A 10,821-nucleotide genomic window follows, 5' to 3' on the forward strand; every position below is an offset into this window, starting at 1 on the left:
CCCAAATAAAACAGCTGAGTGGCCATAATATAGTCTGCGTATGGCTGAGCATTGGTAGACCATTTCAACGGAAAAGTAGATGTACTCTCGGCTGATGAGGTGTCATGACCGAACGAGTTCGCACATTCGCTGCGGATGGCTTGGCGAAACTGCATCAGTTGTAAGCGTTCTTTAGAGGTCAATTTCGTATCAATCTTTAGCGCGTCTTTTAGCGCCTCTTCACCTGTATAAAAACTATTACAATATTCGGCGTAATTGCTTTTTTTAGATTGCTCTAAAAAATTCTGATTGGGGTTTTTTACTTCATTCACTGCCGTTTGTCTTAAAGTAGGTAAGTTTAACGGAAAGTCATGAGCATAATAGGAGTCTGATTCATGCGTATTAGGAATATCAAAGTCAATTAAGCCTTTATCAGCGAGCAATAAATACAGGTTGGTTTGGGTATCGTTGCCAGTATCTAGCGTTGGGAAATTAATCTGACATTCATTATAGGTGCGATTGTCCAATGAGAAATTAGAGCTACAATAAAGCCAACCTCCGGCTTTTGCAGAGATGGAGAACCCCATTAGTGCTGTGGTAAATATGGTTAAAACACAAGGTTTGGTTATAAGGTTTAAGAAAGGTGGTGTAGGCTGTTTGGTAGTTTCTGCAAGGTGATTCATGAATGGCTCGTTTATTATACTTTTGTTGATTGCCACAATCATAGCAGAATTTTATTTTAACTGTTCTTTGTTTTTGCTTTTCGCATATGGGGTTATGACAGATAAGAGCGTTCGCGTTGGATTGTCTATGAGTAATTCTATAGTCACAAGCGTTCACTCAAAGCCATTACAATTTATATGAGGAGCGTTATACTGAATGTATTGATGGATATCTAAAGATATCCATAGTAAGGACTATCTATATGGCAGGGAATGCAAATGAGTTTATGCGAGATTGTACGTCTGAATGGGTACATCCAAAGTACGTATATGGCGGTCTACCCAGATAAAATTATGCTGCTAGATGGCGCTTGTCGGCCTGATGTGGAAATGGTGCTGGATTATATTAAGACGACCTTAAAACGACCCGTTACTGATCTAAAAGTCGTCGTCGTCACTCATATGCACCCAGACCATGCGGGCGGAGCCCATAAGTTCCGAGATGAGACAGGCTGTATGATAGTGTCGGCAGATAAAAGCGATCAGTGGTATAGCGGTATTGCTGGTCGTACGATGCATTTAGTGGATATAAATCTTGCGTATTATGTGGCGAGACGCCAAGGCTGCTCCCTAAAGAATCTGTATTATCCAGCGTATCTTAAGGCTGATATCACTGTCAGTGAAGGAGACTGCGTGCCAGGGTTTGATGAATGGCAGGTGCTTGAAACTCCTGGGCATACAGACCGCGATTTATCTTTGTTTCATCTGCCTAGTCGACAGGTATATACCGCTGATTTGATTATCAAGCTACGCCATAAGTTTGTGGCGCCTTTTCCTGTCTATGATCCCAAGGTTTATATTCAATCGCTCCAAAAAATCAAAGCATTAAAACCTTCTGTGGTCATGATGGCACATGGTCGTGAGTTGGCGATAGATCAAGCCATGTTTGATACTTTGATTACGCAGGCACCCAAGCAGCCACGAACCATTAAAGACACTATCAAGCATAAATTACTACGGCGAAAAAATGCTGACTTTTCGATGTTCAAGCAGAAAAAATAAAGTAGGGCATAAAAAAAGCCCAGTTACTATATTTTCTCATAACTGAGAGAGATAGTAACTGGGCTTTTGGAATATGGTGGGCCGACCGCGACTCGAACGCGGGACCAATTGATTAAAAGTCAACTGCTCTACCAACTGAGCTATCGGCCCTGAGCGAGGATAAAACGAAGCATTGCTTCGTCTGAGCGCAAGAGAATTTACATTGTCGTAAATTCTAGAAACTACGCATCCAAACTAGGTTCAAAACCCTTTAAATGGGATTTTGTTAAAACTTAACATCTTAAAGATGCTTTTAACTTTTATCAACCAACTACCGGATAGGGTAAAACGATCGATAAGCGTATTACTAAATATGGTGGGCCGACCGCGACTCGAACGCGGGACCAATTGATTAAAAGTCAACTGCTCTACCAACTGAGCTATCGGCCCTGAAGAACATCTATAAGAGCAATGCTCTTTTGTTCTGCAAGTTAAGCTTAAATAACATACATTAAGCTTGTTTCAACGTTTAAAGAGTTTGTATCCCTAAACGTGAGAGCACATTATATATATAATTATGACAATTACAACCCCTGATGAGGAAAAAACTATAAATATGCAGAAAAAATAACTATTTTTTTAGGATTTTATCATTATGATTCAGTTGAGCACTGAACATGCTAACTCAGTGCCCCTGTCATTCACGATTAATCCCTAGAAAGTGCATCTACAGGATCTAGTTTTGCAGCATTACGGGCGGGCAAGAAGCCAAAAACAACCCCAATAAGCGTGGAGCACACAAAGGCTGCAATGATAGAGGTAGCGGAATAGATAACTTTAAAGCTATCACCACCAAATTGATTGATCAGTTCGCCGATAGCAAAGGCCATACCAATACCTAGCAAACCACCCAAAATACAAACCAGCACGGCCTCTATCAAGAACTGCTGCATGATGTCGTTTTGGCGAGCTCCAACAGCCATTCGCACTCCAATCTCGTTGGTACGCTCGGTCACGGACACCAGCATGATATTCATAACACCAATACCACCAACGATCAGTGAGATAACAGCAACAGATGAGATAAGTAGGGTCATGGTGCCTGTGGTCGACTCAATGGTCTGACGAATAGAGTCTGAGTTACGAAGTTCAAAATCATCTTTACCATGGCGACCTTCTATCAATTCCGATATGGCAGTCTCAGCCACGCTTGATGAAATACTGTCATCTAATAACGCTACAAAACGATCAATATTGGCGCTGCCAGTAATGCGTGACATGACGGTAGTGTAGGGCATGTATATGATGGGTGTGGTGCTATCTGCGCCAAAACCACTGTCGCTCTCTTCAAGGACGCCAATGACTCGCCCAGGTACGCTACCGACCAGTAGTACTTCACCAATAGGGTCGTCAATATCTGCAAAGAATGCTTGTTTGGCATTATCATCGATAATAACGTCTTGGCTACGTAGGCTGATACTGTCTTCGTCAAACCCTTGTCCCGATGCCAACGTTTCACCAGTGACTTCTAGGTAATACTCACCAACACCATTAACTGTTGAGTCTTCTTGAACACTGCTATAACGCACACTGGCTGTACTATTTACCTGAGGACTCACATTGATGACATAGGGTTGATTACCGACAGCTTGAGCATCTTCTGGTGTGAGGTTGTCATCATTGTAACGGCGTCTTGGGTCGCCTCTAGGGTAACCATCATTCACCGTTATAGTATTGGTGCCCAGTGAGCTAATATTTGCGAGTATTTGTTGTTGAGAGCCTTGACCTAGACCGACGATAGAGACGACGGCAGCGATACCGATGATGATACCTAGCATGGTCAATAAAGTACGCATTTTGTGTGCTCGCATGGCGAGTAGGGACATCTTAAATGCTTCAAAAAATCGGTCAAGGAAGCTGCTAAATGCACTTTTGCGGTGACCGCTGAGAATAGATGCTGGTTGTTGTGTTGTTGGTTTATAATGCTCTGTTTTATAATCAGCAATGACATAGCCATCTTTTAGCTCAATCACTCGTTCGGCTTGAGCAGCAAGCTTGGGATCGTGAGTGACCATAATTATAGTATGACCTTGAGCATTTAGGTCATGCAAAATCTCCATGACATCTTCACCAGATTTACTATCTAGTGCACCAGTCGGCTCATCAGCCAAAATAACATCACCACCATTCATTAGTGCGCGAGCAACAGAAACACGCTGCTGCTGACCACCTGAGAGCTGGCTAGGTCGATTATTTACCTTTTCACCAAGACCCAAATCGGTCAATAGCTTTTCGGCACGTTGAGTCCGAGCGTTGGTATCCATACCTGCATAAACAGCAGGAACAGCGACGTTGTCTTTGGCGCTGATGTCACCAAGCAAATGGTAACGCTGAAAAATAAATCCAAAGTGCTCACGGCGCAATTCAGCTAACTCATCTGCTTCTAGCTTGTTTACTGATTGACCATATATTTTATAGTCACCAGCCGTTGCTTGATCCAAGCAGCCCAAGATATTCATTAAGGTGGACTTGCCAGAACCCGATTGTCCGATGATAGCGACCATCTCACCTTGATTGATCGTCAAGTCAACATCATGCAATACTCGAATGGTTTGCTCACCTGCCGGAAACTCTCGAATAACACCAGAGAGCTGCATAATGGGCTTTTCAGCTACGTTAGGTGTCTGTTGAGACGATTGAGATATAGTCATAGCAAGGTCTTTGTGTTTAATCTAAAGTAATAAAAATCGGTGTGGTAGGGCAGCTTTGTACCAAGCTTCTTCATAATCAACATATATCAGTGGTACGTTACATTCCTGGAGGACCACCGCCGCCTGGCATACGAGCACCACCGCCACCTGACGATTTAGCACCACCTTCACTGATAATGACTTTTTCACCTTCTTGTAAGCCACTCAAAATCTGCGCATTCACTCGATTGTCGATGCCTACTTCGACTGTGCGATCTTCGACTGTGTTATCGTCTTTTAAGACACGTATGAATGTATTGGTTTGAGACTCTCCATTTGCTTGATTTTTGGCAGGTCTTTCTTTTACGGCGGCTGATGGCACAAGCACGGCATCTGTCGCTTGGTCGATAACGATATAAAGTTGAGCCGTCATATCAATACGGAATAATCGATCAGTATTGGGTACTTCAATATAGCCAACATAGTAGATAGCAGAATCTGTTGAGCTGGTTTCACTGATCTCTTCAGGTGCAGGCTCGATAGCTGTTAAGGTAGCATCATATTTTTGGTCTGGATTACCGATAATATTGAAGTAGGAGGGCATGCCAGCACTAACGTTAATCACATCAGCTTCTGATATTTGGGCATTGATACGAACCGTTGATAAATCGGCTAGCGTAACCAGAGTCGGCGCTGTTTGATTGGCGTTGACGGTTGTGCCTTGTTCGGTGGTGATAGAAACGACCGTACCAGAAATGGGCGCACGAATCGTGGTATAGCTAAGATCTTCTGCAGCTGTACTAACATTGGTTTCGGCTATACGTATTGCTGCTTGCTGACTCTCGATATCTGCTTGCGTAGTAACAATAGCAGCCTTAGCAGTATCAATTGCCGCAAGCGCATTGTCTACCGCAGCTTGTGCTGTTTCGACAGTGGTTTCTTGTGTGTCATACTCCTGCTGAGAAATTGCATCGATAGAGACCAAAGACTCTAATCGAGCAAAGTCTGATTTTGCTTGTTTTAGTTCAGACTGACGGCTAGCAAGATCAGCATAGGCACTTTTTAGATTGGCTTGCTTGCTTAGTGTTTCTGCACGAGCACTTTGGAGTGCGGCTTCACTTTGCTGAAGGCTGGCTTGTTGATTGCTTAAGTTGTTCTTTTGCGTCACTTGATCAATCTGGGCAATCAAATCACCTTTTTCTACCTCATCGCCTACTTCTACATAGAGACGAGTCACTTCACCAGAAACCTGAGCACCAACATCAACGGTGTTGAGTGCTTTTACTTTACCTGATGCCATGACATTGTTTTCTATGTCGCCAATTTCAGCCGTGGCGGTTAAGTAGGTTGGACCTTCTTCTTTAGGTTTCAAAAAGTGATAGGCTAAGGCTGCTACTGCTACCACAATCAAAGCGATAACACCCCATTTAATAGCAGATTTTTTACTCATTTTACGCATGACGATTATCCAACCACAAAAGTATCAATTGTAGGTATAGTAAATGTTTGATACAAAAAAGGAAATGGCAATTAGTTTAAGAAAGGTTAAGGTTTTTTTTGAGCATGGTGGGAATAGAGAAGGAATAGGTGATAAGTGATAAGTGATAAGTGATGGTGCTATGACCATGGCTTTGACTAATGGTTTTTTATTTAACTGAGGCTATATTTAATGTGACTGAGAAGAAAATGAATGCGCCATTCAAAATTACTTTGGACTTTCAAATAACCTTTGACCTGATAACTCAAGCGCTGCTTGCAATAGTAGCTCCCACGCTGGCTGCTGGACCAACCCTTTGATTGCTTGATCACAGCGATATAAGAATGCAGGCCATTCGGCTGTGTGTACATTTGAGTGGCGGCGGCAGGCTTGTTGATACAGTCCTTGCTTACTACGCCAAATACCAAGTGATTGTGGATCTTGCCCATCCATTAATTGCATGATTTGACGCATATCTTTACTAATCGCCCACAGCACTAGAGTCGTTGGCTCATCAGTCGCTCTGAGCTGAAAGATGATTTTTGCCACTTGTGCGCTATTGCCTGCCAGCATGGCATCTGATAAGTCGAACACGCTAAATTGCGCGTCACTGACCAGTGCTGCTTGTAGGTCTTTAACATCAAGTGCCACGTTTGCTGTCGGTGGTATCTGACTGTCTGCGATTGAATTGGTGTTATCGTTATCACCGACCAGCTGCGGTGCAAACAGGTAAGACAGCCGCCACAAGGTTTGATAAGCACTGAGTAAATGATGCTCCGTATGTGAAATAAGTAACTGCCAAGCTTCTTGAGACAGTGTTAAACCAAACTGCTGGGCTTGTATTTGCAACAGTTGTTGTCGTTGCTGTTCATTGTATAGATTGCAGTCAATGATGTGACCGTACTGCGCAAATGGCGCAAACCATTTGCTACTTTGGGCGCGTTTGTCTTGTTTGGGTGTTAGCCATAGAAGGCTGTGACTGTGTGCACCTGATTGTGCATCGATGGCGAAGCGTTCTAACTCAGCAATAACGGCTTTGTCAGGTTTATGATTGCCGGTCACGATTAATGCGCTCGCATCATCGAATAAAGATTGGCTACCTAACTCTGACAGCACTTCCTGCCAGCTCTTGACTGATACCAGCTCTATGCGTTTAATGGCGTAATTTTGCGCGTGCCAATGAGGACGCAGCGCATCGATGAGCCATTGACTGAGCAAGGGCTCATCACCATGCGCCAGCCACAAGCCCGCTACTGTAACGGATGGTTGCAGTAGCTTTGGATAGGCTCTTATAAAGGTATCTTGCATAGACTGGTAGTACACAGGTTGATGGCAGTGAGTATCAAATGTTCAGTTGGCAATACGCTTATGTTAAGGGTTTGGTGTCACAACGGCGGTTGATGATGAGCCATTACCAGGTTGTACGGGTATGGTGGCACCTGCTGATGGCACTTTAGGGAGAGAAAGTGCCGCATACTGATCCGTGATACGGCGTGCCAAGCTATCATATAGCCACTCAGTAATTTGATTGCCTTGCTGATCATCAGTGCTAACCGATGCATCATTGTATTGATAGCTGCGCTCAATTTGTATGGGGTTGCTTAACGTGATTGGCTGACCATTTTCCATGGTTTGGTAGCTGACATCTGCTGATATAACTAAGCGAATTTCTGTTAAAACACCGACTAACTCATACTGTTTAAAACGGAGATTGCTAATATTAATCGCAGCAATAGGTTCAGCGCTGGTCTGATTATTATTAGCGACATCTTTTGCTGTCATATTACTAATAACGTTGACGCCTAAAGCCTCTAGGTTTTTTGTTAACGGTAGCTTGAGTGGGAAGGACGTGCGATCATCTTCGATGATGACTGCTGTTTTGGCAACATTTAAGAGCATTGGGGTATCATAGCCACGCAGTTGAAAACCGCAACCGCTGAGCGCTGCTGTGGCGCCTAATACTGTAAACATCGGTAGGGCAGCAAGCAATGCTGTTGCTAGTTTCTGTCTACCAAGGCTTACAGTAGTATAGCGTTGTTCGCGCTGTTTACTTTGATGTAACTGACCAGTTCGATGTTTATACGACATAATCGCTATCCTCAAATTATAAAAAGGCTTAGATTAGATAGAGCATCCACTAAGCCTAAAATATCTAACCCACAACCACGATATTAACCAACTTATTAGGAACGACGATTTCTTTTTTGATTTCACCAGTAATGAACTTTGCCACACCTTCAATCGCCCGAGCTTGTGCTTTTAGCTGCTCTGGATCGCTGTTTGGGGCGACATCCATCTTACCGCGCATCTTACCATTAACTTGTACGACCATCGTGATGGTATCCTGCACCAGCGCACTTTCATCAACAGTTGGATAGTTTAGAGTAACAGTATCTAGTCCCAACTGTTCAAGTAAGTGCTCACCGACGTGCGGTGCATACACCGATAACATAATCAGTAAATCTACCAATGCTTCATGCTGCACTCGTAGGTCTTGCTCATTAGTGACCTTAAAACCAGTTAACTCGTTGGCAAGCTCCATGAGGCTAGATACGGGCGTGTTTAGTGCCAAGCGATCACCCAAATCACTGTCAATCTTAGCAATCGTTTCGTGCGTTTTACGACGTAAGTTTTTGGCTTCTTTGCTTAGCCCTTCAGTATTAAGTACTTCGCTATTTAGCGTCGTCAGATCTAAGTTTGCAGCAGTCAGTGCTTGCATGTGCTCAGCGGCAATACGCCACACTTTCTTCACGAAGTTATAAGGGCCTTTTAACGCATCATCCGACCACTCTAGCGTTTGGTCAGCAGGCGCGGTAAATAGCGTGTATAGACGAACGGTATCAGCACCATACTTATCGATGGTAATCTGTGGATCGACGCCGTTATTCTTTGACTTAGACATTTTTTCGATTTTGCCAATAGTCACTGGCTGTCCATCAGCTTTTAAGATGGCTTTAATCGGTTGACCGCGATCATCATAGTCAATATCGATGTCTTCGGCGAAGTAATAGGTGGTACTACCATCTGCATTGACGCGATAGAAAGTACCAGCGAGTACCATGCCTTGAGTCATCAAGTTGGCAAACGGCTCGTTGCCAGATACCAAGTTTTCATCACGCATGAGCTTGTGAAAGAAACGCGCATAAAGTAGATGCATCACAGCATGCTCAACACCGCCGACATATTGATCAACAGGTAGCCATTTATTGGCAGCAGATTTATTGACCATGCTTTGCGCATCATTTGGACTAGCAAAGCGTGCGTAATACCAGCTCGACTCGACGAAGGTGTCAAAGGTATCGGTTTCACGTTCAGCAGGGTTGCCACATTTAGGGCAAGTGGTGTTTACAAACTCTGGAATGTTTTTGAGTGGGTTGCCGCGACCATCAGGGACGACATCAGTCGGTAGGACGACGGGCAAGTCTTTTTCTTCGACAGGCACAGTACCACAATGCTCGCAATTGATCATTGGGATAGGGCAACCCCAATAACGTTGGCGCGAGACACCCCAATCACGTAAGCGATATTGGATTTTTTTCTTGGCTAATTGTTTTGGCTCAAGCTTGGCTAGCATCGCTTCAAACGCTTGCTCAAAGTCTAGACCGTCAAACTCGCCTGAATTCACCAAGGTGCCGCGTTCAGTATAGGCAAGGTTTGGCTCAGAACCGTCTGCTTTGGCATCAGCAAGCACAGACTCTTTATAACCTTCAGGTGACTGGATGACTTGTTTAATAGGCAGGCTATATTTGTTCGCAAATTCATAATCACGCTCATCATGAGCGGGAACCGCCATCACAGCACCTGAGCCATAGCTCATTAGCACATAGTTCGCAACCCAAACTGGTACTTCTTCGCCAGTTAGTGGGTGAGTGACAGTCAGACCTGTGTCCATACCGACTTTTTCGGCTTTGGCCAAATCGGCTTCAGCGACTGAGCCTTTTTTACACAAGGCACAAAAATCTGCGATTGCTTTATCATTCTCAGATGCATACTGTGCAAGCGGATGCTCTGCGGCAACTGCCACATAGGTGACGCCCATCAAGGTATCAGGACGGGTAGTGAACACATCTAAGGTATTGCTTTCACCTGCCAACTCGTATGGAAAGTGTACTTCCATACCCGCACTACGACCGATCCAGTTACGCTGCATGGTCAGTACTTCTGATGGCCAATGACCTTCTAATTGATCCAAATCATCCAGCAGCTCATCAGCATAGTCAGTGATGTTGAAGTAATACATAGGAATGTCGCGCTTCTCAACTGCAGCACCACTACGCCAGCCTTTGCCATCGATGACCTGCTCATTAGCCAATACCGTATTGTCAATCGGGTCCCAGTTGACCGTCGATAGCTTTTTATAGACCAAGCCTTTTTTGTACAGCTGTAAGAATAACCACTGCTCCCACTGATAGTATTCAGGGCTACAGGTAGCGAACTCGCGTGACCAGTCAATAGATAGGCCTAGTAACTTAAGCTGTGCGCGCATGTTGTCAATATTGGCAAACGTCCACTTGGCAGGTGGGGTTTGATTGGCGATCGCGGCGTTTTCTGCTGGCAAGCCAAAACCATCCCAGCCCATTGGCTGCATGACTTCATGACCTTTTAGGCGATAGTAACGGCTCAGTACGTCCGAAATTGTATAGTTACGCACGTGCCCCATATGTAGCTTGCCGCTTGGATAAGGAAACATAGACAGCATATAACGGCTTGGCTTATCGCTTGGCTCATTACTAACTTCGAAGCGCTTGTCAGTTGCCCATTTGGCTTGTTGCGCCGCTTCGATAGCTTGTGGGTTATAATAATTGTTTTCTGCTTGGTCAGATGTCACAGTATTACTCATAGTGGGCTCTAGATTGAATATTTTGATAAGAAAATTAGATACGCTAGAATAGCGCAAATCGGCAAAAAATGCGATGGGGCAACGTAATAATAGAGCAGTATTAAGAAGTTTATAAGCACTTAAGATATTATA

7 protein-coding genes and 2 tRNA genes are annotated in these 10,821 nt (G+C 44.1%); 1 reads left to right on the plus strand and 8 read right to left on the minus strand.

Features of this window, described 5'->3' with window-relative positions:
• A partial coding sequence (locus tag ACT3SX_RS11200) for a hypothetical protein (RefSeq protein ID WP_442069895.1) occupies window positions 1-662 on the minus strand: 662 nt, incomplete at its 3' end.
• Window positions 663-920: 258 nt separating this feature from the next.
• On the opposite strand from ACT3SX_RS11200, the gene ACT3SX_RS11205 reads away from it, so the two are divergent.
• The gene (locus tag ACT3SX_RS11205; protein WP_192519656.1) at window positions 921-1,703 is read left to right on the plus strand and encodes an MBL fold metallo-hydrolase; all 783 of its coding nucleotides are present in this window, start codon (window positions 921-923) and stop codon (window positions 1,701-1,703) included.
• Between the two features lie 74 nt (window positions 1,704-1,777).
• Here the strand turns inward: ACT3SX_RS11205 and ACT3SX_RS11210 are convergent.
• The 7 genes from ACT3SX_RS11210 to leuS form a co-directional block, all read right to left on the minus strand.
• Window positions 1,778-1,853: transfer RNA gene (locus tag ACT3SX_RS11210), tRNA-Lys, on the minus strand.
• A 203-nt stretch (window positions 1,854-2,056) separates the two neighbouring features.
• Window positions 2,057-2,132 (minus strand) — tRNA-Lys (locus ACT3SX_RS11215).
• Window positions 2,133-2,389: 257 nt separating this feature from the next.
• Entirely contained in the window at window positions 2,390-4,393 is a 2,004-nt protein-coding gene (locus ACT3SX_RS11220) for a MacB family efflux pump subunit (RefSeq protein ID WP_192519655.1), read from the minus strand.
• Window positions 4,394-4,490: 97 nt separating this feature from the next.
• Window positions 4,491-5,831, minus strand: a complete 1,341-nt coding sequence (locus ACT3SX_RS11225; protein ID WP_192519654.1) for an efflux RND transporter periplasmic adaptor subunit — start codon at window positions 5,829-5,831, stop codon at window positions 4,491-4,493.
• A 246-nt stretch (window positions 5,832-6,077) separates the two neighbouring features.
• Window positions 6,078-7,157 carry a DNA polymerase III subunit delta gene (locus ACT3SX_RS11230; RefSeq protein ID WP_192519653.1) on the minus strand — a complete coding sequence of 360 codons (1,080 nt, stop codon included), beginning with the start codon at window positions 7,155-7,157 and terminating at the stop codon, window positions 6,078-6,080.
• 63 nt (window positions 7,158-7,220) lie between these two features.
• A complete protein-coding gene (locus tag ACT3SX_RS11235) occupies window positions 7,221-7,937 on the minus strand; it encodes an LPS-assembly lipoprotein LptE (RefSeq protein WP_225739198.1) in 717 nt (238 codons plus the stop codon).
• A 64-nt stretch (window positions 7,938-8,001) separates the two neighbouring features.
• Window positions 8,002-10,689: a leucine--tRNA ligase gene (leuS, locus tag ACT3SX_RS11240; RefSeq protein WP_192519652.1), complete on the minus strand. Its 2,688-nt coding sequence runs from the start codon at window positions 10,687-10,689 to the stop codon at window positions 8,002-8,004.
• Window positions 10,690-10,821: the final 132 nt, after the last annotated feature.

Source organism: Psychrobacter sp. AOP31-B2-9 (genome assembly GCF_052378005.1).
Classification (GTDB): domain Bacteria; phylum Pseudomonadota; class Gammaproteobacteria; order Pseudomonadales; family Moraxellaceae; genus Psychrobacter.